The organism is Solwaraspora sp. WMMD792, from assembly GCF_029626105.1.
Classification (GTDB): Bacteria; Actinomycetota; Actinomycetes; order Mycobacteriales; family Micromonosporaceae; genus Micromonospora_E.
Window position 1 is genome coordinate 4,886,857 of the sequence record NZ_JARUBH010000009.1, and the last position, 25,656, is coordinate 4,912,512.

The window sequence follows — 25,656 nt, forward strand, 5'->3', positions numbered from 1 at the left end:
TGTGCTATCGGGGCTCGTCAGGATTACAGCGTAGGCGCTTGTGAACGCGTGCACAAATCGCGATCTTGATCGACGGTGATGGACGAGCCGCTGGATCCACGCTACCCGTCACACCGGTTTCATCCGGCGACAGCAGCACCATTATTACCAATTTCCGGCTTTTTGCCGCGCGCCGCTCCGACAGGGGGGACAACCCCACCGCGATCGGCGGGTCGGCGGGAGTGACCGGCCCGCCCGCCTGCACCTAGCGTCACACCCATGACCGACGTCGGCACTCCGCCCGCCCTCGCACCGGCCAGCCGGCAGACGACGTTGCGCCGGCTGGCCAGCGACTCCCTGTACGTACTCACCAGCCTGCCGCTCGCGCTGGCGAACTTCGTCGTCGGCGTCGTCGGTTTCGCACTCGGCGTCGGCCTGGTGGTCACCGTCGTCGGCCTGCCGGTGCTCAGCGGCACGCTGGCCACCGCCCGCGGGTTCGCCCAACTCGAACGGCACCGGATGGCCGGGGTCCTGGCCGCCGCCCAGGTGCAGCCGCGATACGTGACGCCGGGACCGGACGCGGGCACCTGGCGACGGGTCCTCGCCCCGCTCACCGACCCCCAGTCCTGGCTCGACCTGGCTTTCGGTGTGCTGCGCCTGCCGGTGGCCCTGATCGCCGTGCCGGTCACCGTCACCTGGTTGGCCGGGGCGCTGGCCGGCTCGCTCTACTGGACGTACGACTGGTTGCTGCCCGCCGACCCGGACGACGGCCTGGCGCCGCTGCTCGGCCTCGGCGACGCGCCAGGGACCCGGATCGCGTTGTACACCGCCATCGGACTGTTCTTCCTGGTCACCCTGCCGATCGTGGTACGCGGTTGTGCGTTGCTGCAGGCCGGCTTCGCCCGCGGCCTGCTCACCGGGGTGGCCCAGATGCGCGACCGGATCACCGACCTGGAGGAGCAGCGGCAGGCCGCGGTCAGCGCGGAGGCCACCGCGCTGCGCCGGCTGGAACGCGACATCCACGACGGGCCGCAGCAGCGACTCGTCCGGCTCGCGATGGACCTGGGGCGGGCCCGCGAGCAGTTGGCAGCCGACCCGGACGCCGCCCGGCGCACCCTGGACGAGGCGCTGGACCAGACCCGGGAGACGCTGGCCGAGCTACGTGCCCTGTCCCGTGGCATCGCACCGCCGATCCTGGTCGACCGAGGGCTGCCCAGCGCGCTCGCCGCCCTGGCCGGACGCGGCGTGATACCGGTGGACCTGTCGGTCGACCCCCGGCTCTCCACGGCCGCGACGCGGCCCGACCCGGCCGTGGAGAGCAGCGCCTACTTCGTGGTGGCCGAGGCGCTGACCAACGTCGCCAAGCACAGCGGGGCGACCGCCTGCAGTGTCGGGGTACACCGCCACGACGGCGGGTTGACGATCGTGGTGGCCGACGACGGGACCGGCGGTGCCCACCTCGCCAAGGGGCACGGACTGGCCGGACTCGCCGACCGGGTGCGGGCGCACGGTGGCACTCTCACGGTGCACAGCCCGCCGGGCGGGCCTACCGAGATCCGCGCCGAGCTGCCCGGCTGAGCCGGCGATGGTAGACATGGCACCCATGCGAGTGGTGATCGCCGACGACGCCGTACTGCTGCGGGAGGGCCTGGTCCGACTGCTGAGCGAGCACGGCCACCGGGTGGTGGCCGCGGTCGGCGACGGCCCGGCCCTGGTCGAGGCGGTCACCGAACACCGTCCGGACGTCTCGATCGTCGACGTACGCATGCCGCCGACGCACACCGACGAAGGGTTACGGGCGGCGGTGCGGATCCGCGAACTGGTCCCGGGAGCGCCGGTGCTGGTGCTGTCCCAGTACGTCGAGGTGTCGTACGCCGACGATCTGCTCGCCGACCGCGCCGGCGCCGTCGGCTACCTGCTCAAGGACCGGGTCGCCGCGATCGCCGAGTTCCTCGACGCCCTCGCCCGGGTGGCCGCCGGCGGCACGGTGCTCGACCCGGAGGTGGTCGGTCAACTGCTGGTCCGGCGCCGCCGCGACGACCCGCTGCGCCAGCTCACCCCGCGGGAACGGGAGGTACTCGGGCTGATGGCCGAGGGGCGGTCGAACACCGCCATCGCCCGGCTGCTGGTGGTCACCGACGGGGCCGTCGAGAAGCACATCCACAACATCTTCAACAAGCTCCAGCTGGCGCCGGACACCGAACAGCACCGCCGGGTGCTCGCCGTACTGACCTACCTGCGAGGCTGACCGGGCCGGCTGGCTTTCCTGCCGCCGATCAGTGATCGGCCGCCAGCCGTACCGCCTCGGTGAGGGACTCCGCGACCGGCACGCCACGGGCCCGGAGCCGGTCCGGGTCGGTGAAGCCGCCGGTGTACAGGATGCAACTTGCACCGACTGCCTCGGCGGCGTCCGCATCGTCGATCGAGTCGCCGATCAGCACGGTCCGGGCCGGGTCCACACCCAGCGCGGTCAGGTGCTGGTCGAGGTGACCGGCCTTGCGGTCGCCGCCGACCACCGTCCGCAGCCCGTCGATGCGCCGGAAGGTCCGGGTCAGGCCGTACGTGTCGACCAGCGGGACCAGCTCGTCGTGGAACCACATCGAGAGCAGTGACTGGCTGCCCGACCAGCTGAGCAGCGCCCGTTCGGCGTCCTCGGCGAGTCCGCACGTGGTCAGACCGGCCCGGTACGCGGCGTGGAAGATCTGGTCCAGCCGGCCGAACTCCTCGGCGTCGACCGCCCGGCCGAGAACGTCTGCGTAGTAGTCCGCGACCGGCCGACGGAAGGCCACCCGGTGCTGCTCGGGGGTGAGAACCGGGCCGTCGACGGTGGCGATCGCGTGGTTGGTCGAGGTGACGACCAGCGCCAGGTCGTTGAGCAGGGTGCCGTTCCAGTCCCAGACCAGATGGGTGTCAAGCGGGGCCACGGCGGCACGATACCGGCCACCGGCGTCACCGGACCAGCAGGTCAGCCGATCGATCCCTCGACCGGCCACCCGGTCAGCCGACCGGTCGGCGCAGATCGTCGAGCAGCCGCTGCTCCTCGACCCGCCAGTACCCGTGTTCCCGGCCGTCGAGCAGCACCACCGGGAGCCGTTCGCCGTAGTCGCGCTCCAGCTCGATGTCAGCGGTGACGTCCTGCTCAACCCATTCGTCGCCGGTCTGCCCCGCCACCCGGGCGAGCGCCGCACGGGCGTCGTCGCAGAGGTGGCAGCCGGGGCGGGTGATCAAGGTGATTCTGGGCTGGCGGCGCGACACGCCGGGGAGCTTACCGCTTCCCGACAACCAAAGCGTCGGGTAACCGACAGCGGACAGCCAGTGCGACATGGGCACGCCGCCCTGCGGAAATACTTCGTCGTTGTGTAACGGACTCCACACGCGTGGGTGACGTTGGCCCTATCATCGCCTTGGGTCGACTCACCCGTTTTGCCGTGAGTCGCCACCCCTCAGCCCGAGGAGGCCGCCGTGCCCGTTGTCGCACCGCACCAGCACCTCAGGAGGGTTCGCCGGTCCATGACGCTCACCACCGACCTGCCGGACTGCGCCGGCATCAGCGCCGGTATCAGCACCCAGCTCACCGACCCAGGTGCCCGGGCCCAGCAACACGCCGGGTCGCCGCAGGCACGAACGGAGGACGCCCAATGAGTGTCTACTCCCCGCAGATCGTTCTCCCGTCGGCCAGCCGCGAGGTAATTGCCGCCCGGATCGCCCTCGCCGAAGGGTTGTCGCTGCTACGTGCGTCGATGCACGAGATGCTCAGCATCACGATGCGCGGCGACGGCGGCACCCGAGGGACCAGGCCACGCACCCAGCCCAACGAGGGGCCGAGCCGACGCCAGCCCGGCGCCAACAGCAAGCCGATGGGTGGCGCGGTGGCCGCCCCGGCCCGGCCGACCATGCCGACCCAGCCGGACGGCAACGAGGCGGAGACCACCGTTCTGCCGGTCATCCCCGACCAGGGCAGTCGGTCCGGCGCACCACCAGGCGGCTATCCGGACCGGCCGGACCCGTCCGATCCCGCCCGCGAGGTCTGGGCGCTGGTGGAACGGGCCCAGGCTGGCGAGACCGAGGCGTTCGGTCTGATCTACGACCGGTACGTGGACACCGTATTCCGGTTCGTCTATTTCCGGGTGGGCAACCGGCAACTCGCCGAGGACCTCACCTCGGATACCTTCCTGCGCGCCCTGAAGCGGATCGGCAGCTTCACCTGGCAGGGCCGGGACCTCGGGGCCTGGCTGGTGACCATCGCCCGCAACCTGGTCGCGGACCACTTCAAGTCGGGACGGTACCGACTGGAAGTTACTACGGGTGACGTAATGGATGCAGAGCGCGAGGATCGCGGCCCGGAGGGAAGCCCCGAGGCAGCGGTCGTCGACCACATCACCAACGTCGCCCTGCTGACCGCCGTCAAGCAGCTCAACCCGGAGCAGCAGGAGTGCATCGTTCTCCGCTTCCTGCAAGGATTCTCGGTCGCCGAGACCGCCCGGGCGATGGGCAAGAACGAGGGGGCGATCAAGGCCCTGCAGTACCGGGCGGTACGGGCACTGGCCCGACTCCTGCCCGACGGTTTCCAACCGTGACTACGCCCATACAGAAAGCAACCACAGTCACGCGTAGTGATGAATCTCGCCACCGGCCCGTAACCCAACTGACCGCTCAGGCGTTTCTTGGGGTGCGACCGATGATGCCAGCACCTCGCCAGCCATCAGGCAGCGTGCCAGGACCCGCAACGGGTCACCTCCCCAGCGACCCTGGCCGTGGTCGCACCGGATAGTGGCGACACCCGCCGCTGAAGCCGTGACCTGCGAAGGGAGGTGTCCGCGATGAGCAAGCTCAATCTCTTCCGCCGACGCGCCGAACGATTCGCACAACTTCTCGACCGCGCCGAGGGCGGAGGGCGGCACCATGTCCGCGATCCGCTGGACGACGAGCTGGCCGGGCTCACGGCACTCGGGCGCCGAATGTCCGAGATGCCGAAATCACCGGACAGCGGCGTGGACCCGGACTACCGGGCACACCTGCGCGCCGTGCTGATCGCCACCGCCGAGCGCGAAGGCATCGGCGCCGGCGCACCGACGGCTCCGTACCGCCGCCTGCCCGAACGGCCCCGGTCCCGCTGGTTCGCCGGTCGGGCGGCGGGGGCCCGCGCGGCGACGACCGCAGGCCGGGCCCGGACCCGCGCGGTCATCATCGCCACCGTCGCGTTCGGGGCGATCACCGTCTCCGGTATGTCCGCCGCCACCGAGCAGGCGGTGCCGGGCGACACCCTGTACGGGATGAAACGGTCCACCGAACGGGCCCAGCTCGCCCTGGCCCAGTCCGACTCCTCCCGCGGACAACTGTTCCTCAGCTTCGCAGAAGTACGGATGGGCGAAGCGCTCATCGTGTACGACGAGCCCGCCGCGTTCAGCGCAGTGCTGGACGACATGGACGGCCAGACCCGGGAAGGCGTCCGGCTGCTCACCTCCGCCGCCGCGCTCAGCGGTGGCGAGAGCCCACTGGACGTGATCGACTCTTTCGTGTCCACGCAGCGTCCCACGTTGCGGCAACTCGCCGACGGGTCGGCGGCGAACCGGGACCGGGTCGGCGAATCACTCACCCTCCTCGACCGGGTCCGGGCCCGGACCACGGCGTTGCGCGACGAGCTGACCTGCTCGGCTCCGGCGACCAGCGACAGCGACGAACTCGGCCCGCTGCCGGCCAGCTGCGTATCGGCCGAGCCGGCCGGTAGCATTCGTGTCCCGGGCGGCCTGGTCGGTCCGCCCGTCGGCGAGTCGTCGGCCGACCGGGGTCGCGCTGACGTAGCACCCGCCCCCGCTGCAGGTGCCGACTCGTCGATCGGCCCGGAGGTCGACGACCGGCCGTCGACCAGTCCGCAGCAGCCGAGCCTCGCCGAGCCACAGGTCGGCGAGGCCACCGAGACGGATCTGCCGGGCCCGCGCCCGGCGGTCAAGGACAACCCGGCCGCTGACCGGTGACCTGACCGGGCCGGTGGCGCCGCCCGACGGGAGAGTGATGCCGGCGTGCCCCGCACCCGCAAGGTGACCATCAGTACGGACGCTGCCGGTCACACCACGGGTTGGGCGACCACCGGGCTGGCAGCCGCGACACCCGTGGCCCCTGACCAACGGGCAGCGGCCTTCTTCGACGTCGACAACACCATGCTGCGTGGAGCGTCGATCTACTGGCTGGCGCGCGGCCTGGCCGCCCGCAACTACTTCACCACCGCCGACCTCGCCCAGTTCGCCTGGCGGCAGGCGCGGTTCCGGCTGCTCGCCGCGGAACACGCCGGGGACATGTCGCACGCCCGGGAAGCGGCCCTGGCGTTCGTCGCCGGTTGGCGGGTCAGCGACGTGGAACGCCTCACCGAGGAGATCTTCGACGAGTTGATGGCGTCGCGGATCTGGCCCGGCAGCCGGGCCCTGGCGCAGGTGCACCTCGACGCCGGACAACGGGTGTGGCTGGTCAGCGCAACTCCGGTCGAGGTCGGCCGGGTGATCGCCCAGCGTCTCGGGTTGACCGGTGCGCTCGGTACCGTCGCCGAGGTCGTCGACGGAACGTACACCGGTCGGCTGGCTGGCGAACTGATGCACGGCCCGGCCAAGGCCGAGGCGATCGTGCAGCTCGCCGCAGTCGAAGGGCTCGAGCTCGTCCGCTGCAGCGCGTACAGCGACTCCGCCAACGACCTGCCGATGCTCACCGCCGTCGGACACCCGGTCGCGGTCAACCCGGACACCGCGCTGCGCCGCCAGGCACGGGAGCGGGGCTGGCAGGTCCGGGACTTCCGGACCGGTCGCAAGGCGGCGCGGATCGCGGTACCGTCGACGGTCGCCGCCGGTTTCCTGGCCGGCGCGGTGACGGCCGGCCTGGCCATCCGCCGCCGCCGGGCAACAGGCTGACCAGGACAGAGACATCCGGCTCACTCGGGCCGGGCATCCGGCCCACCCCGGCCGGCGACGCCGGCATCGGATCAGGAAGGCATCGGTGTGACGGTCACCGCACGCCCGGTCGAGTCGACCGGGGCGCCCAGCCACCCGCCGGGTCGGCACCGCCGCCACCGTCCGTGGCATCTGGCCGGGCTGGCCGGGGCGCTGGCAGCCGCGGTCCTGCTGGTCGTGTTGCCGCAGGCCGGCCCGACGACCAGCGCGGACGAGCCGGGCCGGCTGCGTACCGTCGCCGAGGTCTGGCCGGCGGCCGAAATCACCGAGGTACCCGCCAACCTCGCCGACGGGCCGGCGTACAGCCCGGTGCTCTTCCGCGACGGCGCCACCTCGGTCGGCACCGCGCCGAGCCCGGACGGCACCGCGCTGCGGCTGGTCGTGCGGGCCGCCGACGGATCGGTACGGGAACTGCGCCGGCTCCCGCTCGGCGCTACCCCGCAGTTCGGTGGGTTCACCACCGACGGGGACACGTTGGCCTGGTCCGAGTCGGTCGCGGACGAGGACGGCCGGGGGCGGACCGAGATGTGGGCCGCCGGCTGGGCCGACGACGCCGAGCCACGCCGGCTCACCACCGACACCGGCGACGTGGTCTTCTTCAACTCCCAGTACGACATGGTGATCAACGAAGGCAGTCTGTACTGGGTCGCCGTGGCGCCCGGCACCGAACCGGCGACCGAACTGCGATCGGTCCCGCTGGCCGGCGGCGAGGTGACCACTCGCACCGATCCGGGTGCCTGGGCGTTGTCCAGGTGGCCGACGATGGTCAGCGCCGGCAGCGGCGAGACCGGCCCGATCCGGATCCGTGACCTGGTGCAACGCCGGATCACCGACGTCCCCGCCGGCCCGACCGAGCTGGTCACCTGCGGTCCCACCTGGTGCCGGGTGCTGGTGCTGGCGGCGGACGGCCCAGGCCGCATCGACCTGATGCGCCCGGACGGTACGGACCGTCGGCGCATCGGCGACGGCTCGGTGACCGCAAGCACCATCGACGTCGCCGTGCTGGACCGGTTCGAGGTGCTGTCGCTGTCGTCGGCACCCACCTCACTGACCAACTCGCAGCAGTTGATCATTTACGATCTGCAGCTCGACGAGGCGATCGTGGTGAGCGACGACGTGGGCATGGTGCTCTGCCGGGGCGGTGTGCTGTGGTGGTCGGTCGGCGACGACAGCTCCGCCTCCTGGCAGGTGCTGGATCTGCGAAGCTTGACGGACTGACCGGCTCACCGGCCGAACGGGGCCCGGCTGACCGGCCGGCTCACCGGCCGAACGGGTCCGGCCGACGATCCAGCAGCCGGTGCAGGGCCTGCTGGATCGTCTCCCGCACCTGATCGGCCAGGTTGAACACGACCAACGGGTCATCGGCGTGGTCGGCGAACTGGGTGGTCGGGATCGGCGGGCAGAACTCGATCAGCCACTTGCTCGGCAACGGCACCAGGCCGAGCGGCCCCAGCCACGGGAACGTCGGCGTCACCGGAAAGTACGGCAGGCCGAGTATCCGGGCGAGCGGGGCGATGTTCGCCAGCATCGGATAGGTCTCCTCGGCGCCGACGATCGCCACCGGAACGATCGGCGATCCGGTCCGGATGGCCGCCGAGACGAACCCACCCCGACCGAACCGTTGCAGCTTGTAGCGCTGCGAGTACGGTTTTCCGACTCCCTTGAAGCCCTCCGGGAAGACCCCGACCAGTTCCCCACCACCGAGCAACCGCTCGGCGTCCGGGTTGCAGGCCACCGTACCGCCGAACTTGCGGGTCAGTTCGGACAGGAACGGCAGCCGGAAGACCAGGTCGGCGCTGAGCAGCCGCAGGTGCCGGTGCCGCGGATGCTCGTCGTGCAGGATCGCGGTGAGCACGGCCGCGTCCAGCGCGACCGTGCCGGAGTGGTTGCCGACCACCAGCCCGGCACCGTCCACCGGCAGGTGTTCGATCCCGGACACCTCGGTGCGGAACCACTCGCGGTAGAGCGCCCGCAGTACCGGCAGAAACACGCCTTCGGTGAGCTCGGGATCGAAGCCGAACTCGTCCACCTCGTACTCGCCGGCCAACCGGCGGCGCAGGAACGCCAGGCCGGCGGCCACCCGTTGATCCCAGACGTCGCCGGGTCGGTCCGGCACGGTCATGCCAGTTTCCGCTGATCGCCGACACGGGCGGCGCGGGCCCGGCGGATGCCGTCCAGGATCGCCTGTTCGGCGGCGGCCAGCCGGTCGCCGGCGAGCAGCGCCCCGTCCGGGTGGGCGCGCAGGAAATCGTCGAAGGCGGCCTGCGTCGACCGCGGCTCGAACCCGAACTCGCGGATCAACCGGGAGGTGTCGACCACCCGGCCATGGACGAACAGGTCGATCTGGTCGAACCCGTAGCGCCCGACGCCGAAGGCCCGGGTGACGCCGGCGGCACTCGACAGCCCCGGCTCCAGCACCGGTACGGCGACCCGGCCGGCCCGCCGGATCGCCTGGGAGAGGGTGAGCACGCCCGGACCGGCGACGTTGAACGTGCCCGGACGGTCTTCCACCACGGCCCGGTGCAGCACCTCGAGCGCGTCGTCTACGTGCACGAACTGCAGCCGGGGGTCCCGACCGAAGACGGTCGGCACCAGCGGCTGGGCGAAGTAGCGGGTCAGACTGGTCTCGGCGGTCGAGCCGATGAACGGGGCGAACCGCAACACGGTGGCGGTGACGTCGGGCCGCCGGCGGCGGAAACCGCGCACGTACGCCTCGATGTCCAGGATGTCGCGGGCGAACCCGCCGCGCGGCACCTCACGGGGCTCGGTGTCCTCGGTGAAGACCGCCGGATCGCGGAACGAGGCACCGTACGCCGCCGTTGACGAACGCACCACCAGCTTACGCAGACCAGCCGCCCGCTGGCAGGCGGCGAGCAACTGCATGGTGCCGATGACGTTCTGTTCCTTCATCGCGGCGCGGCCGCCGTACTGCTGATCCGGTCCACTGACCACGGCCAGGTGCACGACGGCTGACGCATCGAGGTCCGCGATGATGCCACTGGCCGCACCAGCGTCGGCGCGGACCTGGTCGACGTCGCGCAACAGATCCGCGAAGTCCGGCGCCGGTGTGGCGGTGTCCAGCCCGACGACCCGGCCGACCCGGGGGTCGGCGGCGAGTCGACCGGCGACCCGGGCACCGATGAATCGGCTCGTCCCGGTTACCACCACGGTCGGGGACCTCACCATAGGGCCCTCCAAGTGCCGGCGGGTGACCGGAGCGTTGCTGAGCCGGGCCTGGGCCCGGCCACGGTCACTTGCCGAGACGTCGACGCTGGACGCGGGTCTTGCGCAGCAGCTTGCGGTGCTTCTTCTTGGCCATACGCTTGCGGCGCTTCTTGACCACCGAGCCCATACGAAAGCCTTTCCAACGAACGTTCGGGTCGGCCCGTGCGCAGCGTGCGGTGAGGCTGACGCGTGGACCGAACTGGACAACCGGCCGGGCCGGCGGGCGGACTCACCCGCGCATGCGACGGCACGGCCGGCGTCAAGCCTAGCCCGCGCGTGTCATCAGCACCAACGCGGCCCCGGCGCCAGCCGGGGGACGCGTCGGTGCCGGGCGTCTCCGGATACCCGCTAGGCGGTCTCCCGGAAAGCCCCTCGCAGGTACTCGTGCACCGCGTGTTCCGGTACCCGGAACGACCGGCCGACCCGTACCGCGGAGAGCTCACCGGAGTGCACGAGTCGATAGACGGTCATCTTGGACACCCGCATCACCCTCGCCACCTCGGCGACGGTCAGGAACTTGACCTCCGACAGCCTGTCCTCGGACTGTGGTGATCCTGCCATGGTTCACCAATCCATCCCATTTCCCCGGCGCGTGCCGCCCGGCGGGACCCTTCCGCGCCGCGACGGACAACGCACGTGTTACCAGTACGGTAACGGGGTCGCTGTGACCGGCGCGATCCGTTCCGTCATTTGATCCCTACGGCGGGACGGCCGACACCCGTACGGGCTACCGGCACGACGGCGGCGGGTGACGGCTCAGCCGACCGCCCGCCGGACGTAGTCGACGCACGCCTCCTGCAGGCCCTCCCAGGCTTCACCGAACTGCGTCCGAGCGGCCTCGTCGAGACTCACGCCGTCGTGCACCACGGACCGGAAGAACGCCAACGTCCGCTCCTCGCCGAACCGGTCGACCAGGTGCCGGACCGCCAGGTAGCCCACCCCGTACCCGGCACCTACCTGCCAGTCCTCGGCGTCCGCGGTCGGCTCGACGCTGCTCAGCGGCCCCTGCCAGTCCTGTTCCAGGACCAGCCGGCGGACGTCGTCCAGCCCTTCGTAGCGGACCACCGGCCGGCCGCCGGCCGCCGCGTGCTCCGCGAGTCCCTCGATCAGCCACCAGGCGGCCCGCTCCCGGTTCCCGCCGTCCGGCAGGGACGCGGCGTGGGTCAACTCGTGACGCAGCAGGTCCGGCCGGACCACGTCGCGCAGATTGGTGCCGTTGAGCACGATCTCGTAGTGTCCGCCGCCGACCGCCACCGCGTACCCGGCGGTCCAGTCCGGACGGTTTCCGCCGTACCAGCTGCCCCATTCGTCGGCACCGGCGTAGAAGACCCGGTACCGGTCCGGAGCGGCACCGGAGACCGCGTACCGGTCCGCGACCGCCGCCGCCTCCTCGGCGTCGCGCAGCAGATCGGGCAGCAGGTCCCGGTACTGCGGAGTGGTCGCCACCAAGGTCCGGTTGCCGGTCGCGACGACCAGTTCACTGACCTCCCAGGGCCGGGGCCCGTCCTGCAGGGTCAGCGACGGCTCGACCGCTACGAGGCGCAGCCGTCCGCCCTCGGTGCTCCAGCGCTGACCGACCACCACTTCGCTGGTCTCGCAGGAGGGCACCACGAAGCAGTGCTGGTAGCTGACCAGCAACCGCCATTCGGTGCCGGTCGGTGACGGGGCGGTCGGTGACGGTGGCGGGCCTGCGGTAACCGTCGCCGTCGCGATCGGCGCGGCGGTGACCGTCGCCGTCGCGATCGGCGCGGCAGTGACCGTCGCGGTCGCCGTCGGTGCGGCGGTGACCGTCGCCGTGGCCGTCGGGGCGGTGGTCGTCGTCGCGGTCGGCGCGGCCGACCCGGTGGCCGCCGGCGTGGGCGTGGCGCTGGCGGTCGGGTCGAACTCGACCGGCAGCGTACTGACCGACGGGCGCCACGCCGTCACCTGCATCGCGCGCAGGGTCTGGAACTGGCGGGCCAGATCGTCGTGGGCGGCCGAGCCGGGTTCGGCGACCGCGAGGAACCCCCGTTCGTCGCCGGCGATCAGCGCGGCGGCCTGCTGGTCGAGCAGGGCGTTGATCTGGGTACGCAGCCAGGCCTGGACAGCGGCCGGCGGATCACCCGGCACCGGGCTGGCCGGCGGGCCGGTCTGCGGGGTGACGGTCGGCTCGATCACCGGCGGTTCCGGGCTGGGCAACCGGTCGATCAGCGCCACCGCGCCGACCACCGGCACGGCGCAGAACAACACCGTCGCGACGATGCCGAGCACCGGCCAGAGCGACCAGCGGCGCTCCGGCGGCGGGGTCACCGGGACCGGCGCAGGATCCGGCTGCTCCGGCTGGTCCGTCGGAGACGAATCCGATTCGTCCGATCCATCGGGCTCCGGCCGGTCCGCCGATCCGTCCGGCTCTCGCTGATCCGCCGATCCGTCCGGGTCCGGCTGGTCGGTCGGTACGGAGTCCTGCCGGTCGGTCACCCGCCGAATGATACGGGGGCCGGAACCGTCCCGGTCCAGCCCGGGTTGAGCGGCAACACAGGGTGCCGGCGTCAGTCGCGGGAGCGCAGCGCCCGGCCGAGAAACGCCACGTTGGCTGGACGCTCGGCCAGCCGGCGCATCAGGTAGCCGTACCAGTCGGTGCCGTAGGGCAGGTAGACCCGCATGGTGTAGCCCTCCCCCGCGAGCCGGGCCTGTTCGGCCGGTCGGACCCCGTACAGCATCTGGAACTCGAACTCCTCCGGCGCCCGGTCGAACCAGCGGGCCCGGTCCTCGGCGATCGCGATCAGGCGCGGGTCGTGAGTGGCCAGCATCGGGTAGCCAGCGCCGGAGAACAGGATGTTGAGGCACCGCACGAAGGACTTGTCGACGTCGATCGCCGACTGGTAGGCGACCGATTCCGGCTCCGCATACGCCCCCTTGCACAGTCGCACCCGGGAACCGGCGGTGGCCAGCTCCCGGCAGTCCGTCTCGGTACGCCGCAGGTACGCCTGCAGCACCGCACCGGTGGACGGATGGTCGGCACGCAGCGTCTGCAGAATGTCCAGGGTCGAGTCGGTGGTGGTGTGGTCCTCCATGTCGAGGGTGACGGTGCCACCGACGGCGGCCGCCGCCGCGCAGATCGCCTGGGCGTGCCCGGTCGCCGCCGGCTCGTCGAACCGCTGCCCGAGGGCGGAGAGCTTCACGCTGACATCGGCGCCGGTGGCGAGACCGGCCCGGTCCAGCGCGTCCAGCAGAGCCAGGTACTCCGCCCGCACCGCGCTGGCCTGCTCGGCGGTGGTGGTGTCCTCACCTAGGTGGTCGATGCTGATCACCAGACCGGTACCGGTGAGCTCGGCCGCGGCGGTCAACGCCTCGTCGATGGTGGTGCCGCCGACGAATCGGCGTACCACGTCGCGGCTGAACGGGGCGGCGGCGACCAGCCGTTCGATCGTGGTCGACCGGGACGCGGCGAGGATGACCGAGCGAAGCATAGGGCGAGCGTATCGCCCTTGACCACGACCGGCCCGGCCAGTGGCCGAGGTCCGGCGACGCCGGGCGTGCGTCGGTGAGCTACAACAGTGCTGTGGACAAGATCTCCCCGCGCCGGCTCCGGTCGACCAGTGTCCAGCTCGGTGCGCTCACCGCGCTGGCGCTCTCCCTCTCCGGCTGCAACCTGGTCCCGGACGACGACTGCGACGACGACCGGTCGATGGGTGCCGGCTCCGGCGGCGGCACGACGGTGCTGGCGATGGCCGCCGACGGCGCCGGGGCGTTCGTCGCCCGTACCGCGCCGGGAGCTCCGGCCGACACCACAGCGGCCATGCCCGAGCGGGGCGGATTCGGCACCCACCTCGCCTCCTGCGGCGGCTGAGCGTGCGGCGCGAAACCTGTCGGCCCCGGCCGGACTGGGACGCGACGGTACGGCAGCAGGGTCTGGTGTACGCCGACACCGAACTACCCAACGGCTCGGTGATGTCCTACTGGGACGAGTCCGCCTGCTACGCCTTCGACCTGTCGGAAGTGCTGCGGCTGGAGGAGGCGACCGAGGAACTGCACCGGATGGCGGTGACGGCGGCCGAGCACGTGGTGACGCACCGGCGGTACGCCGACTTCGGCATTCCGGCGTGGGCCGCCGACGCCGTCGCCCGGTCGTTGCGCGAGCGGCCACCGAGTCTGTACGGCCGGTTCGATCTCTGGTACGACGGCTCCTGGCCGCCGAAGCTGTTGGAGTACAACGCCGACACCCCCACCGCCCTGGTCGAAGCCGCGATCGTGCAGTGGTACTGGCTGGAGGACACCCGACCGCAGCTCGACCAGTGGAACAGCCTGCACGAACGGCTGGTGGCGGGCTGGGCGCAGATCAAGGCCGGGATGTACCACCCGACGCTGCACGTCACCTGGTCGAGCGAGGAGGAGACCGGCGAGGATCTGATGACCGCCGGCTACCTCGCCGAGACCGCCCGCCAGGCCGGGCTGACCGTCGAGCTGCTGCCGATGCTGGACGTCGGCTGGGACGGCCGGCGCTTCGTCGACGCCGCCGACCAGCCGATCACCACCTGCTTCAAGCTCTACCCGTGGGAGTGGATGCTGGCCGAGCCGTACGGGCGGTTGGCGCTCGAATTGGGCACCCCGACCACCTGGATAGAGCCGGCGTGGAAGCTGCTGCTGTCGAACAAGGCCCTGCTGGCGGTGCTCTGGGAGCTGTTTCCGGACCACCCGTACCTGCTGCCGGCGTACCTGGACGGACCGCGCGGGATGTCGGAGTACGTCGCCAAGCCGCTGCTCGGCCGGGAAGGCGCGGCGGTACGGATCGTGACCGCTGGCGGTGAGATCGAGAATCCGGGCGACTACGGCGCCGAAGGCTGGTGCTACCAGGAGTTCCGGGCGCTGCCGGCGTTCGACGGCAACCATCTGGTGCTGGGCAGCTGGGTGGTGGACGGCGAATCGGCCGGTGCCGGGTTGCGGGAGAGTTCCGGTTTGATAACCGACGGGTACGCCCGGTTTCTGCCGCACTACGTGGCCGCCCACCGGGCGATCTGAATCGTCTACGGTTGTCAGGTGGACTTCGACGCCTACGCGCGGACCGCAGTTGATCTGGTCAACTCCCCGTTGGCTGACCTCGACGACCTGAGGGCGCTGTTCCACGGCGACCACGTCTGGATGTGCGACGAGGTCTGTGACCGCGACCTGACGGTGTTCCGGCGGGCCGGTAGACGCCTGCGGGACGTCTTCGAGTACGGCACCACCGGGCGCGACGCCGACGCGGTCGCCGAGCTCAACTCGCTGCTCGCGGCGTTTCCGGTGCAGCCGCGAATCTCCGGCCACGACTCGAACGACTGGCACATGCACGTGACCGGCCGGGGAGCCTCGGTCAGCGCCGAGTATCTGGCCGGGGCGGTGTGGGGGCTGTCGGTCTGGCTGTGCGAGTACGGCAGTGCCCGGTTCGGCGTCTGCGCTGACGCCCGCTGCGGCAACGTCTACCTGGACACGTCGTCGAACTGCTGCCGGCGGTTCTGCTCGGAGCGCTGCGCCACCCGCTCGCACGTGGCCGCGCACCGGGCCCGCAAACGCGCCGCGGTCGAGGACAAGCCGCTGCTGCCGGTCAGCTGACCGGTCTTCCCCGGCTCCAGTCGGCCAGTTTCCTCCGGCCCAGCCGGCCAGTCTTTCCGGCTCAGCCGGCCGGCTGGTCGGCGGTCGCCGACCGGCCGGGGCTGCCGCCGTCGATGGCGGCCAGGTGCCGGCGGGCGAACGCCAACGACTCGCGCAGGTCGGCCTCGCGCACCGTACGGCTGCGGGCGCCGCGGGTGGCGACCTCGACCGCCACCGCGCCCCGGAAGCCATTGCCGGCCAGTGAGCTGAGCAGCTCGCCGCACGGCTGGTTGCCCCGGCCGGGGACCAGATGCTCGTCGCGGCCGAGGCCGCTGCCGTCGCCGAGGTGCACGTGCTCCAGCCGGTCGCCCATCGCGGCGGCGAGGGCCAGTGCGTCGGCCCGCGACGCGGCGCAGTGCGACAGGTCAAGGGTGTACGCGTCGTAGCCGACCTCGGTCGGATCCCAGCCCGGCTGGTACGGAACGAACTCGCGGCCGGCCATCCGGACCGGGAACATGTTCTCCACCGCGAACCGCACCTGTGGGTGGGCGTCGCGCAGGGTACGCAGCCCGTCGGCGAAGGTACGGGCGTAGTCGCGTTGCCAGCTGAACGGTGGATGCACCACGACGGTCGGCGCGCCGAGCGTCTCGGCCAGTACGGCCGAGCGGCGCAGTCGTTCCCACGGGTCGGAGCTCCAGACCCGCTGGGTGACCAGCAGGCAGGGGGCATGCACAGCGAGTACCGGCACACCGTAGTGCGCGGCGAGCCCACGCAGCGCGCCAGCGTCCTGGCTGACCGCATCGGTCCAGACCATCACCTCGATGCCGTCGTAGCCGAGCGCGGCGGCCAGCTCGAAGGCGGCCGCCGTCGGCTCGGGAAACACCGATGAGCTGGAGAGCAGCACGGGTACCGCGGAGGTCACGTCGCCCAGCCTAGCCCGGTCGGCGCGGACCTGCCGGACCGGTGACCGCGCCCAGGTCACCGGCAGAGATCAGCTCCAGCTGTGCCATCCGGCGCAGGATCACCCCTTCCCGCAGCGCCCACGGACAGATGTCCAGCGACTCGATGCCCAACTGCCGCATGACCGACTCGGCCACCACCGCCCCCGCCAGCAACTGATGCCCCCGGCTGGCGCTGACCCCTTCGAGTTCGTGCAACTCGGCAGGCGGGATGTGGCGGATGAACCCGGTCACCTGACGCAGCCCGGTACGGGTCAGCCGCCGGGGTGCCCACAGCCCGGCGCTGGACGGCGCGGCCCCGGTCAGCCGGGCCAGGGTGCGGAACGTCTTGGAGGTGCCGACCGTCCGGTCCCAGCCCTGCGCCTGCAGCAGCGGAACCATCGTCTGCACCTGGGCGTCGACGTACTCCCGCAGGTCGGCGACGAACTGTGCGGCCGGCGGGCTGACGGTGAACGGGGTGACCCCGAGCCGCTCCCGGGTCAACCGGCCGGCCCCGAGCGGCAACGACTGGGCCAGGTGCGGCTCCTCGTCGACCCCGGCGGCCAGCTCCAGGGAGCCGCCGCCGATGTCCAGCACCAGCAGCCGGCCGGCGGACCAGCCGAACCAGCGGCGGACCGCGAGGAAAGTCATCCGGGCCTCGTCGGCGCCGGAGAGCACCTGCAGGTGCACGCCGGTCTCGGCGCGGACCCGGGCCAGCACCGCCGCCGAGTTGGTGGCGTCGCGCACCGCCGAGGTGGCGAACGCGATCAGGTCGCTGGTCTGCCAGTGCTCGGCCGCGGCCCGCGCGGCGGCCACCGCCTCGACCAGGGCGTCCGCCCCGGCCGGGGTGAGCGCGCCGTCCGGTCCGATCTGTTCGGCGAGCCGCAGCAGCGACTTCTCCGAGTGTGCCGGCCACGGGTGGGCGCCGGGGTGTGCGTCCACCACGAGCAGATGCACGGTGTTGGAACCGACGTCGAGCACACCCAGTCGCATGTGATCACCCTAGGCCAACCCGGCGTACCGACCCGCTTGCCCGGCCAGCCGCAGGTGGCAGGCGTACGCTGGCCGGGTGGCACCCCGTGACGAGCTCCGGATCCTGGTCGAGACCCCGGCCGACCCCCGCAGTCGGGAGGTCGAGCTGGACTTTCCCCGTGAGTGGATCGAGTTCGTCGACCCGGCCGACGCCGCGCATCTGGTCCGGGCCGACCTGACCTGGTTGCTGTCCCGCTGGACCTGTGTGTTCGGTGGGTCCTGCCACGGCATCATCGCCGGGCGGGCCGGGGACGGCTGCTGTTCGCACGGTGCCTTCTTCACCGACAGCGACGACGAGAACCGGGTCAAGGCGGCCGCGAAGCGGCTCACCCCGCAGACCTGGCAGCACTACCGGCGCGGGTTCAAGAACTACACCGAGATGGACACCGTCGACGGTAAGAATCCGGCGCGGCGGACCGCCACCCGCAGCGCCGACGGGCCGTGCGTGTTCCACAACGACGCCGACTTCCCCGGCGGCGGGGGCTGTGCGCTGCACGCCCAGGCGCTGCGCGACGGGGTGCATCCGCTGGAGTACAAGCCGGACGTCTGCTGGCAGTTGCCGATCCGCCGGGACCAGGAGTGGACCAAACGCCCGGACGGCAGCAAGGTGCTGGTCTCCACGCTGACCGAGTTCGACCGGCGGGGCTGGGGTGCCGGTGGGCACGACCTGGACTGGTGGTGCACCTCGTCGCCGGAGGCGCACGTCGGGGGCGAGCCGATGTACCGGTCGTACGAGCCGGAGCTGACCGCGCTGGTCGGCAAGGCGGCGTACGCCCGTCTGGCCGAGCTGTGCGTGGCACGGGCCCGGCGTGGCCTGGTGGCAGCGCACCCGGCCACGCCGCGCCGGCGGACGCCGAACGCCCGCCGGTCGGACTGACACCGACGCGACCGGCGGCCCCGGCACCGGCACCGGCACCAACATTCGGTCAGGACTCGAACTTGTAGCCCAGCCCGCGCACGGTGACGATGAAGCGCGGGGCCGACGGCTCCGGTTCGATCTTGGAACGCAGCCGCTTGACGTGCACATCGAGGGTCTTGGTGTCACCGACGTAGTCGGCACCCCACACCCGGTCGATCAGCTGCCCCCGGGTGAGCACCCGGCCGGCGTTGCGCAGCAGCAGCTCGAGCAGCTCGAACTCCTTCAGCGGCAGCTGGACCGAGTCACCGTCGACGGTCACCACGTGCCGCTCGACATCCATCCGGACCGGTCCGGCGGTCAGCGTCGCGGTGGACGGCTCGATCACCTCGGTGCTCTGTCTGCGCAGCACCGCCCGGATCCGGGCGACCAGTTCCCGAGGCGAGTACGGCTTGGTGACGTAGTCGTCGGCGCCGATCTCCAGGCCCACCACCTTGTCGATCTCGCTGTCTCGGGCAGTCACCATGATGATCGGCACCCGGGAGCGTTGCCGCAGTTCACGGCAGACCTCGGTGCCGGACATCTCGGGCAGCATCAGGTCGAGCAGCACGATGTCCGCTCCGGTGCGGTCGAACTCGGTGAGCGCGTCGGTGCCGGTTGGCGCCACCGACACCTCGAACCCCTCTTTGCGCAGCATGTAGGAGAGCGCGTCGGAGAAGGACTCCTCGTCCTCCACCACGAGTACCCGGGCCACTTGTCGTTCCTTCCCTGTGTCCGGCCTGATCCGCTCAGACCTGCTCGTGCGCGGCCGGACCGGTGTCGATCTCAACCGATTCGGGTAGCGGCAGTGCGGCGTCCGGCGGGCTGGCAGGCAGCCGCAGCGTGAACGTCGACCCTCCACCCAGCGTGCTGGACACCTCGACCCGACCGCCATGGTTGGTGACGATGTGCTTGACGATGGCCAGGCCCAGCCCGGTGCCGCCGGTGCTGCGCGAGCGTGCCTGGTCAGCCCGGTAGAACCGCTCGAAGATCCGGTCGACCTCGTCGGGGGCGATGCCGATGCCCTGGTCCGCGACGGCGATGTCGACGTATTCGTCGGCCCGGGAGGCGGTCACCGTGACCCGGGTGTCCTCCCCGGAGTAGGCGATCGCGTTCTCCACCAGGTTCGCCACCGCGGTGGCGATCTGGCTGTCGCGACCGTACACGGTCAGCCCGCGCTCGCCCGTCACCGTCACCTCGATCCGGCGGGCTGCGGCCGGGGTACGGGTCCGGTCCACGACCTCGGCCAGCACCCAGTCGACAGCGATCGGGTCGGGGGCCGGCAGCGGCTCGGCTCCCTGCAGGCGGGTGAGTTCGAGCAGCTCGTTGACCAGCCGGCCGAGCCGGGTCGACTCGTGCTGAATCCGTTCGGCGAACCGGCGGGCGGCGGCCACGTCCTCGGTCGGGTCGGTGACCGCGCTGTCCGGGTCGGTGGCGTCCAGCAACGCCTCGGCGAGCAGCTGCAGGGCGCCGATCGGGGTCTTCAGCTCATGGCTGACGTTGGCGACGAAGTCCCGGCGGACCCGGGCCACCCGGTGCGACTCGGTGACGTCGGCGGCTTCGACCGCCACGTGGTTGCCGCGCAGGCCGACGGCCCGCAGATGCACCCCGAGCGGGTCCTGGGTGCCGCCTTCGCGGCCCCGGGGCAGGTCAAGCTCCACTTCGCGACGCACGCCAGTGCGGCGGACCTGCCCGGCCAGGGTACGGATGATCGGGTGCGCGGTGACGCTGCCCGGCGTCGGCCCGGCCCGGAGCATGCCCATCGCCCGGGCCGCCGGGTTGACCAGCACCGGCATGTCGGTGTCGTCGAGCACCACCACGCCGACCCGCAACGAGTCCAGGCTCCGGCGGGCCAACGAGTCGATGAGGCTGCGGTCCGGGGCCGGGGGTGCCGCAGCGGCGTCGTTCGCGACGATCTGCGGCCTCCCGTTGCTGGACGTACGCTGCCCGCCCCGGTGTTCGACCGGGGCGGATGCCAGTTGTCGTGCCCGGGCTCGCGCCAGGAGCAGACCGGCGACGAGCCCGCCGCCAGTGCCGACGGCCGCACCGCCGGCCAGAACCGCCCAATCCACGGGGCGATCGTAGGGTCATTGTTAACCTGGTCAGCCACCCGAACAGGACATATCTCACCGCAATCGCCAGATGTTCATACTGCCGCCCCGCTCTGTTCACCCCTGTTCATCTGGGTGCCGGCAAGCCGCCATACGGTGTGGGCGACACCGGGCGGGACCAGGACCGGAGACCTCCCACCACGACGACGGAAGGCCACCATGCGCGAGGAGTTCCAGGCCGAGCTGCAGGAAATCAGCGAGCTGCTGGTATCGATGGCGGAAGCCGCTCAGACGGCGCTGCGCCGGGCGACCGGCGCGCTGCTCACCGCCGACCGCGAAGCCGGCGAGCTGGTACTGGTCAACGATGCCGAGATCGATGCCCTCTACCGCACGGTGGAGGAGCGGGTGAGCGATCTGCTGGCCCGGCAGGCGCCGGTCGCCTCCGACCTGCGGATGGCGATCACCGCGCTGCACGTGGCCTCCGGGTTGGAGCGGATGGGCGACCTCGCCGACCACGTGGCCAAGACCGCACTGCGGCGACACCCGTCACCAGCGGTCCCGGCCGAGCTACGCGGAGTCTTCTCGGAGATGGCCGAGGTCGCCGACCGCATGATCGCCAAGGTGGTCGGGGTGCTGCGTACCCCGGACGCGGAGACCGCAGCCGAGCTCGACAGCGACGACGACGCGATGGACGAACTGCACCGCAAGCTGTTCCGGGTGCTGCTGGGCAAGGACTGGCCGTACGGTGCGGAGACCGCCATCGACGGCGCGCTGCTGGGCCGGTTCTACGAGCGGTACGCCGACCACGCGGTCAACGCCGGCCGGCGGGTCGTCTACCACGTGACCGGGGTGAACCCGAACGACTGACCGGCCGGCCGGGGCAGCGGTGGTGCCCGGCCGGCCGTGACCGGGGCCAGGGGTACGGGGCGGACCACGTCCCGTACCCCTGGCCCGACGGCTCAGCGGCCCTGGTTGGCGACCGCGGCGGCCGCTGCCGCGGCGGCGTCCGGGTCCAGGTAGTCACCGCCGGCGTTGACCGGCCGCAGCGCGCCGTCCAGGTCGTAGCGCAGCGGGATGCCGGTCGGGATGTTCAGCTTGGCGATCGCCTCGTCGGAGATCCCGTCAAGGTGCTTCACCAACGCCCGCAGCGAGTTGCCGTGCGCCGCGACCAGCACCTGCTTGCCGGCGAGCAGGTCCGGCACGATCGCGTCGTACCAGTACGGCAGCATCCGCCGCACCACGTCGGCCAGGCATTCGGTGCGGGGCATCAGCTCGGGCGGCAGCTCCCGGTACCGAGGTTCGCCGACCTGCGACCAGTCGTCGTCGTCGGCGATCGGCGGCGGCGGGGTGTCGTAGGAGCGGCGCCAGAGCATGAACTGCTCCTCGCCGTACTCGTCCAGGGTCTGCTTTTTGTTCTTGCCCTGTAGCGCGCCGTAGTGCCGCTCGTTGAGCCGCCACGACCGGCGCACCGGGATCCAGCCCCGGTCCGCGGTGTGCAGCGCCAACTCGCTGGTCCGGATAGCCCGCCGCAGCACGCTGGTGTGCACCACGTCCGGCAGCAGGTTGTGCTGCGCCAGCAGCTCACCGCCGCGCCGCGCCTCGGCCTCGCCCTTGGCGGTCAGATCCACGTCGACCCAACCGGTGAAGAGGTTCTTCGCGTTCCACTCGCTCTCGCCGTGCCGGAGCAGCACCAGTGTCCCCACAGTCATGTCGTCCATCCTGCCGGACCCGGTGCCCGGAGGTTCACCGGCCCGGGGCACCGGCCGGCCGGGGTGACGACCGCCACGCGGAAATTCGCATGCTCGGTACGCCGCCCGCCACCTAGCGTGTAAGGCACAGATGTTGCACTGTTCATTACTGCACGGGGGTAGCTAGCCGATGTCGGGTGCGCGGGGATGGCTACAGCAGACCACCAGCGGCCTGCCCCGGGCCTTCTGGTACCTGTGGACCGGCAGTCTGATCAACCGGCTCGGCTCGTTCGTCGTGATCTTCCTGGCCATCTACCTGACCGCCGGGCGCGGCCTGTCCGGCTCCCAGGCCGGTCTGGTGCTCGGCGCCTGGGGCGCCGGCGGAGCCGTCGGCACCCTGCTCGGCGGGACGCTCGCCGACCGCTGGGGGCGCCGCCCGACGCTGCTCACCGCGCATCTGGGCGCTGCCACCATGCTGATCGTCCTCGGGTTGGCCGACCGGTGGTGGCTGCTCCTGGTGGGCGCCGCACTGCTCGGCCTGTTCAACGAGGGTGCCCGGCCGGCGTACGGGGCGATGATGATCGACGTGGTCCCGGCCGCCGACCGGCTGCGTGCCTTCTCGCTCAACTATTGGGCCATCAACCTGGGGTACGCGTTCGCGGCGGTGCTCGCCGGACTCGCCGCGCAGGTCGACTACTTCCTGCTGTTCGCAGTGAACGCGAGCACCACCCTGGCCACCGCCGCGCTGGTCTTCGTCAAGGTCGGTGAGACCCGGCCGGCGACCCAGGCGGCGGCACCGATCGGCGCGGCCGTGGTCGCGGCCCGACCGGCCGGGTTGCTGGTTGTCGTCACCGACCGGGTCTTCCTCGGCTTCGTCGGGCTGAACGTGCTGCTGGCCATGGTGTTCATGCAGCACGGCGCGATGTTGCCGATCGCGATGGCCGACGACGGGCTGTCCCCCACCACGTTCGGCGTGGTGATGGCGCTCAACGGCGTGCTCATCGTGGTCGGGCAGCTCTTCGTCCCCCGGCTGATCACCGGCCGCAACCGCTCGCACGTGCTGGCTCTGGCCGCGGTGATCGTCGGGGTCGGCTTCGGCCTGACCGCCGTCGCCGACGTCGCCTGGTTGTACGCGGTGACAGTGCTGATCTGGACCGCTGGCGAAATGCTCAACTCGCCGTCGAACGCGACGCTGATCGCCGAGCTGACCCCGGCCGCACTGCGCGGCCGCTACCAGGGTGTCTTCTCGCTGTCCTGGTCGGTCGCCGCCTTCGCCGCGCCGATCACCGGCGGCTTCGTCTGGCAGTACGCGGGAAACACCGCACTGTGGCTCGGCTGCGCCGCGATCGGCGGGGTGGTCGCGGTGGGTCAGCTGATCGCCGGACCGGCTCGCGAGCGGCGGGCCGCCGAGCTGCGGACGGGCCCTCCGGCGGAAACGGATAACCGGCGGCGGGGAGCGACACTCACCCCCGTAAGCGTCGCTCCCCCTCGCCGCCGGTTTCGGGTGGCGCCGTCCCCCAACGGCCCAATGCCACCGGTCCCCCGGCACCCAGCCCGGTTGTTCGGACCGAACCGGTCCGACGGCCCCCAGCCAATCCCGGGCTCGGCGCGTGACTCAACCGTAGTTCCTGACACTTCCGATGGACAAGGCGATTCGGTTGTACGCCCAATCACACCATCCGAGGTGCCGAACGGGGTTTACGCCCGCAACAACACCGACGAGTGATGGCGAATACACGCTCAGGCATCTTCGCGGTCGGGAGATTCGAGCCGGAAGAAATTGCTCGGCGTACCGTCCGTGCGCTGTTCCTGGTAGATGAAGTTCAACCGACGCTGATCAAACGTCCCAAACCACTCATCCCAGGAAATTCTTCGTAGATTGCCGCCACCGTAGCCGGGGAAGTCGATCCGCAGCACGCTGGGCCGGCCATCGCGAGGGGCGCTGACGGTCGCCGGTGTACCGCCCCGGGCGTCGGCCCACTGCCGGATCGTCCGGTGATCGGTGGTGATCAGGCTACGCCCGGCACGTTCGGCGTGCTGCTGCGGATCGTCGATACGCTGGGCGTACTTCAGCGAACTGGACGACTTGGCTCCGGACCGGATCTTGGCACCGCCGGACCGTCCGCCGCCGCCCGCACCAGAGGTGTTCCGCCCCGTCGAACTGGCGCTCTTGCGGGCCGCACTAGTGCTCTTGCGCGCCGAACCGGCGCTCCGCCCCGCCGAACTGGTGCTCTTGCGCGCCGCACTAGCGCTCTTGCGGGCCGAACCGGCGCTCTTGCGGGCCGAACCGGCGCTCTTGCGGGCCGAACCGGCGCTCTTGCGGGCCGGCGACGATGTGCCGGACCGGGCCGAACTGGCGCTCTTGCGGGCCGCACTGGTGCTCTTGCCAGCCGGCGCCGAACGCCGGGAGGTCGGCGAACCGGCCTTCGGCCGGGACGCCTGCTTCGCCCGCGCCGGAGTACCCCGCCGCATCGCCCGCGCCAACGACTTGATCAGATCGGGCTTGCGCAGGTTGGACGTGCCGGTCACCCCACGCTTGCGCAGTTGGTCTCGCAGTTCGTCGACGCGAAGGTCGGCGAGGTCGCTCTCCCGGACCGCGCCGCCGGCCCGGCCGATGGTCGCCGAGCTGGACTTGCGGGCCGAGCTGGAACTGCGAGCCGAGCTGGAGCTGCGGGCCGAGGTGGAGCTACGGCCGGCCTTGGACCGTCCGTTCGACGCAGGGCTGCGGCGCCGGGTGCTGGTCTGTTGAGGCATGGTCTGCTCACTCCCTTTGACAGTGTGCCTGCGGGGGGCAGTGGGCGACGGTTGCGCCACCATGCGAGCAGTACCCTGCTGACTCCCTACAAACCTGGATCCTCCGGCGTCTTGTCGTCGAAAAGGTGCGTGAAGGCGCGCAGGTTCGCCACCGATTCACCTCTCTTGACCCGCCATTCCCACTCGCGGCGGATCGCCGAACCGAAGCCGATCTCCAGCATCGCGTCGAATGACTCGTCGGCATAGGTGAGCACCGAGCCGAGTATCCGGTCCAGTTCGTCTTCGGTGATTCCGGCCAGCCCGACACGACCGGTAAGGTAGATGTCGCCGACCGCGTCGATCGAAAAGGCGACACCGTACATCCGGGCGTTGCGTTGCAGCAGCCAGGTCCACAACTCAGTACGCCGTTCATCGGGCTGCCGCATCACGAATGCTTCTATTCGCAGCGCCTGCTCGCCGACGATCAGATTGCACACCGTCTTCAGCTTGTGGGTGCCCGGCAACGTCACCGCGTACGACAGGTCACCGGTCGGTTCCCAGCTCAGCTCGCGATCGGCGCAGACCGCCTCGATCAGCGCCGCCACCTCGGCTCGTCCGCTCATGGCGCTCCTG

Annotated in this window: 26 protein-coding genes and 2 pseudogenes; 13 read left to right on the forward strand and 15 right to left on the reverse strand. The window is 71.3% G+C overall.

From position 1 onward, the window contains the following. The first annotated feature begins 258 nt into the window (after window positions 1–258). On the forward strand, window positions 259–1,557 hold the full coding sequence (locus O7629_RS22760; protein WP_278171629.1) for a sensor histidine kinase: 1,299 nt from the start codon (window positions 259–261) through the stop codon (window positions 1,555–1,557). A 25-nt stretch (window positions 1,558–1,582) separates the two neighbouring features. Then, window positions 1,583–2,227: a response regulator transcription factor gene (locus tag O7629_RS22765; RefSeq protein ID WP_278174643.1), complete on the forward strand. Its 645-nt coding sequence runs from the start codon at window positions 1,583–1,585 to the stop codon at window positions 2,225–2,227. A 28-nt stretch (window positions 2,228–2,255) separates the two neighbouring features. On the opposite strand, the gene O7629_RS22770 is transcribed toward O7629_RS22765, so the two are convergent. Both O7629_RS22770 and O7629_RS22775 read right to left on the reverse strand, forming a co-directional pair. After that, the gene (locus O7629_RS22770) at window positions 2,256–2,903 is read right to left on the reverse strand and encodes an HAD hydrolase-like protein (protein ID WP_278171631.1); all 648 of its coding nucleotides are present in this window, start codon (window positions 2,901–2,903) and stop codon (window positions 2,256–2,258) included. A gap of 73 nt (window positions 2,904–2,976) precedes the next feature. Next, window positions 2,977–3,234 carry a glutaredoxin family protein gene (locus tag O7629_RS22775; protein ID WP_278171632.1) on the reverse strand — a complete coding sequence of 86 codons (258 nt, stop codon included), beginning with the start codon at window positions 3,232–3,234 and terminating at the stop codon, window positions 2,977–2,979. A 255-nt stretch (window positions 3,235–3,489) separates the two neighbouring features. On the opposite strand from O7629_RS22775, the gene O7629_RS22780 reads away from it, so the two are divergent. The 5 genes and pseudogenes from O7629_RS22780 (at window position 3,490) to O7629_RS22800 (ending at window position 8,132) form a co-directional block, all read left to right on the forward strand. Then, the gene (locus O7629_RS22780; RefSeq protein WP_278171633.1) at window positions 3,490–3,621 is read left to right on the forward strand and encodes a hypothetical protein; all 132 of its coding nucleotides are present in this window, start codon (window positions 3,490–3,492) and stop codon (window positions 3,619–3,621) included. After that, window positions 3,618–4,556 carry an ECF subfamily RNA polymerase sigma factor, BldN family gene (locus tag O7629_RS22785; protein ID WP_347403688.1) on the forward strand — a complete coding sequence of 313 codons (939 nt, stop codon included), beginning with the start codon at window positions 3,618–3,620 and terminating at the stop codon, window positions 4,554–4,556. The genes O7629_RS22780 and O7629_RS22785 overlap by 4 nt, the downstream gene beginning before the upstream one ends. Before the next feature lie 243 nt (window positions 4,557–4,799). Next, a pseudogene (locus O7629_RS22790) lies at window positions 4,800–5,684 on the forward strand (DUF5667 domain-containing protein); the annotation flags it as partial. Between the two features lie 315 nt (window positions 5,685–5,999). Continuing rightward, window positions 6,000–6,875 carry an HAD-IB family hydrolase gene (locus O7629_RS22795; protein ID WP_278171635.1) on the forward strand — a complete coding sequence of 292 codons (876 nt, stop codon included), beginning with the start codon at window positions 6,000–6,002 and terminating at the stop codon, window positions 6,873–6,875. 87 nt (window positions 6,876–6,962) lie between these two features. After that, window positions 6,963–8,132, forward strand: a complete 1,170-nt coding sequence (locus O7629_RS22800; protein ID WP_278171637.1) for a hypothetical protein — start codon at window positions 6,963–6,965, stop codon at window positions 8,130–8,132. Window positions 8,133–8,172: 40 nt separating this feature from the next. Here O7629_RS22800 and O7629_RS22805 read toward each other — a convergent pair whose 3' ends face one another. The 6 genes from O7629_RS22805 to O7629_RS22830 form a co-directional block, all read right to left on the reverse strand. Continuing rightward, entirely contained in the window at window positions 8,173–9,036 is an 864-nt protein-coding gene (locus O7629_RS22805) for a lysophospholipid acyltransferase family protein (RefSeq protein WP_278171639.1), read from the reverse strand. Beyond that, the gene (locus O7629_RS22810) at window positions 9,033–10,097 is read right to left on the reverse strand and encodes an NAD-dependent epimerase/dehydratase family protein (protein ID WP_278171641.1); all 1,065 of its coding nucleotides are present in this window, start codon (window positions 10,095–10,097) and stop codon (window positions 9,033–9,035) included. The genes O7629_RS22805 and O7629_RS22810 overlap by 4 nt, the downstream gene beginning before the upstream one ends. A gap of 67 nt (window positions 10,098–10,164) precedes the next feature. Beyond that, a complete protein-coding gene (locus tag O7629_RS22815) occupies window positions 10,165–10,266 on the reverse strand; it encodes an AURKAIP1/COX24 domain-containing protein (RefSeq protein WP_007465623.1) in 102 nt (33 codons plus the stop codon). A gap of 221 nt (window positions 10,267–10,487) precedes the next feature. Then, entirely contained in the window at window positions 10,488–10,700 is a 213-nt protein-coding gene (locus tag O7629_RS22820; protein ID WP_123605749.1) for a helix-turn-helix domain-containing protein, read from the reverse strand. 195 nt (window positions 10,701–10,895) lie between these two features. Continuing rightward, window positions 10,896–12,596 carry a hypothetical protein gene (locus tag O7629_RS22825; RefSeq protein ID WP_278171644.1) on the reverse strand — a complete coding sequence of 567 codons (1,701 nt, stop codon included), beginning with the start codon at window positions 12,594–12,596 and terminating at the stop codon, window positions 10,896–10,898. Window positions 12,597–12,667: 71 nt separating this feature from the next. Next, complete coding sequence (locus O7629_RS22830; RefSeq protein WP_278171645.1) at window positions 12,668–13,588, reverse strand: proline dehydrogenase family protein; 921 nt, start codon at window positions 13,586–13,588, stop codon at window positions 12,668–12,670. Between the two features lie 74 nt (window positions 13,589–13,662). On the opposite strand from O7629_RS22830, the gene O7629_RS22835 reads away from it, so the two are divergent. The 3 genes from O7629_RS22835 to O7629_RS22845 are packed head-to-tail and all read left to right on the forward strand — an operon-like array spanning window position 13,663 to window position 15,707. Continuing rightward, a complete protein-coding gene (locus O7629_RS22835; protein ID WP_278171646.1) occupies window positions 13,663–13,968 on the forward strand; it encodes a hypothetical protein in 306 nt (101 codons plus the stop codon). 2 nt (window positions 13,969–13,970) lie between these two features. Further along, window positions 13,971–15,137: a glutathionylspermidine synthase family protein gene (locus tag O7629_RS22840; protein WP_278171647.1), complete on the forward strand. Its 1,167-nt coding sequence runs from the start codon at window positions 13,971–13,973 to the stop codon at window positions 15,135–15,137. A gap of 18 nt (window positions 15,138–15,155) precedes the next feature. Continuing rightward, window positions 15,156–15,707, forward strand: a complete 552-nt coding sequence (locus O7629_RS22845; RefSeq protein ID WP_278171648.1) for a CGNR zinc finger domain-containing protein — start codon at window positions 15,156–15,158, stop codon at window positions 15,705–15,707. A gap of 61 nt (window positions 15,708–15,768) precedes the next feature. Here O7629_RS22845 and O7629_RS22850 read toward each other — a convergent pair whose 3' ends face one another. Together O7629_RS22850 and O7629_RS22855 are read right to left on the reverse strand one after the other, a co-directional pair. Further along, window positions 15,769–16,608, reverse strand: coding sequence for a sugar phosphate isomerase/epimerase (locus O7629_RS22850; RefSeq protein ID WP_278171649.1), 840 nt, complete (start codon window positions 16,606–16,608; stop codon window positions 15,769–15,771). Between the two features lie 10 nt (window positions 16,609–16,618). After that, window positions 16,619–17,617, reverse strand: coding sequence for a Ppx/GppA phosphatase family protein (locus O7629_RS22855; RefSeq protein ID WP_278171650.1), 999 nt, complete (start codon window positions 17,615–17,617; stop codon window positions 16,619–16,621). A 76-nt stretch (window positions 17,618–17,693) separates the two neighbouring features. On the opposite strand from O7629_RS22855, the gene O7629_RS22860 reads away from it, so the two are divergent. Further along, window positions 17,694–18,533 carry a hypothetical protein gene (locus O7629_RS22860; protein ID WP_278171652.1) on the forward strand — a complete coding sequence of 280 codons (840 nt, stop codon included), beginning with the start codon at window positions 17,694–17,696 and terminating at the stop codon, window positions 18,531–18,533. Between the two features lie 49 nt (window positions 18,534–18,582). Here the strand turns inward: O7629_RS22860 and O7629_RS22865 are convergent, their stop codons facing one another. Together O7629_RS22865 and O7629_RS22870 are read right to left on the reverse strand one after the other, a co-directional pair. Continuing rightward, the gene (locus tag O7629_RS22865) at window positions 18,583–19,266 is read right to left on the reverse strand and encodes a response regulator transcription factor (protein ID WP_123605755.1); all 684 of its coding nucleotides are present in this window, start codon (window positions 19,264–19,266) and stop codon (window positions 18,583–18,585) included. 34 nt (window positions 19,267–19,300) lie between these two features. After that, entirely contained in the window at window positions 19,301–20,623 is a 1,323-nt protein-coding gene (locus O7629_RS22870) for an ATP-binding protein (protein WP_278171655.1), read from the reverse strand. Between the two features lie 198 nt (window positions 20,624–20,821). Here O7629_RS22870 and phoU point away from each other — a divergent pair, with 198 nt between their 5' ends. After that, the gene (phoU, locus tag O7629_RS22875) at window positions 20,822–21,469 is read left to right on the forward strand and encodes a phosphate signaling complex protein PhoU (RefSeq protein WP_278171657.1); all 648 of its coding nucleotides are present in this window, start codon (window positions 20,822–20,824) and stop codon (window positions 21,467–21,469) included. Between the two features lie 92 nt (window positions 21,470–21,561). Here phoU and O7629_RS22880 read toward each other — a convergent pair whose 3' ends face one another. Further along, entirely contained in the window at window positions 21,562–22,320 is a 759-nt protein-coding gene (locus O7629_RS22880; protein ID WP_347403689.1) for a phosphoglyceromutase, read from the reverse strand. A gap of 160 nt (window positions 22,321–22,480) precedes the next feature. Between O7629_RS22880 and O7629_RS22885 the strand changes: the two are divergent. Next, window positions 22,481–23,707, forward strand: a pseudogene (locus O7629_RS22885) (MFS transporter); the annotation flags it as partial. A gap of 323 nt (window positions 23,708–24,030) precedes the next feature. Here the strand turns inward: O7629_RS22885 and O7629_RS22890 are convergent. Both O7629_RS22890 and O7629_RS22895 read right to left on the reverse strand, forming a co-directional pair. Beyond that, on the reverse strand, window positions 24,031–25,044 hold the full coding sequence (locus O7629_RS22890) for a hypothetical protein (RefSeq protein WP_278171662.1): 1,014 nt from the start codon (window positions 25,042–25,044) through the stop codon (window positions 24,031–24,033). A gap of 86 nt (window positions 25,045–25,130) precedes the next feature. After that, the gene (locus O7629_RS22895; RefSeq protein WP_278171663.1) at window positions 25,131–25,646 is read right to left on the reverse strand and encodes a YbjN domain-containing protein; all 516 of its coding nucleotides are present in this window, start codon (window positions 25,644–25,646) and stop codon (window positions 25,131–25,133) included. Window positions 25,647–25,656 lie beyond the last annotated feature (10 nt).

Excerpts from the sequence above, each read along its gene's own strand:
- O7629_RS22760 (WP_278171629.1), top strand. The coding sequence starts at position 259 with ATGACCGACGTCGGCACTCCGCCCGCCCTCGCACCGGCCAGCCGGCAG.
- O7629_RS22765 (WP_278174643.1), top strand. The coding sequence starts at position 1,583 with ATGCGAGTGGTGATCGCCGACGACGCCGTACTGCTGCGGGAGGGCCTG.
- O7629_RS22780 (WP_278171633.1), top strand. The coding sequence starts at position 3,490 with ATGACGCTCACCACCGACCTGCCGGACTGCGCCGGCATCAGCGCCGGT.
- O7629_RS22785 (WP_347403688.1), top strand. The coding sequence starts at position 3,618 with ATGAGTGTCTACTCCCCGCAGATCGTTCTCCCGTCGGCCAGCCGCGAG.
- O7629_RS22805 (WP_278171639.1), bottom strand. The coding sequence starts at position 9,036 with ATGACCGTGCCGGACCGACCCGGCGACGTCTGGGATCAACGGGTGGCC.
- O7629_RS22815 (WP_007465623.1), bottom strand. The coding sequence starts at position 10,266 with ATGGGCTCGGTGGTCAAGAAGCGCCGCAAGCGTATGGCCAAGAAGAAG.
- O7629_RS22820 (WP_123605749.1), bottom strand. The coding sequence starts at position 10,700 with ATGGCAGGATCACCACAGTCCGAGGACAGGCTGTCGGAGGTCAAGTTC.
- O7629_RS22830 (WP_278171645.1), bottom strand. The coding sequence starts at position 13,588 with ATGCTTCGCTCGGTCATCCTCGCCGCGTCCCGGTCGACCACGATCGAA.
- O7629_RS22855 (WP_278171650.1), bottom strand. The coding sequence starts at position 17,617 with ATGCGACTGGGTGTGCTCGACGTCGGTTCCAACACCGTGCATCTGCTC.
- phoU (WP_278171657.1), top strand. The coding sequence starts at position 20,822 with ATGCGCGAGGAGTTCCAGGCCGAGCTGCAGGAAATCAGCGAGCTGCTG.
- O7629_RS22880 (WP_347403689.1), bottom strand. The coding sequence starts at position 22,320 with ATGGACGACATGACTGTGGGGACACTGGTGCTGCTCCGGCACGGCGAG.
- O7629_RS22890 (WP_278171662.1), bottom strand. The coding sequence starts at position 25,044 with ATGCCTCAACAGACCAGCACCCGGCGCCGCAGCCCTGCGTCGAACGGA.
- O7629_RS22895 (WP_278171663.1), bottom strand. The coding sequence starts at position 25,646 with ATGAGCGGACGAGCCGAGGTGGCGGCGCTGATCGAGGCGGTCTGCGCC.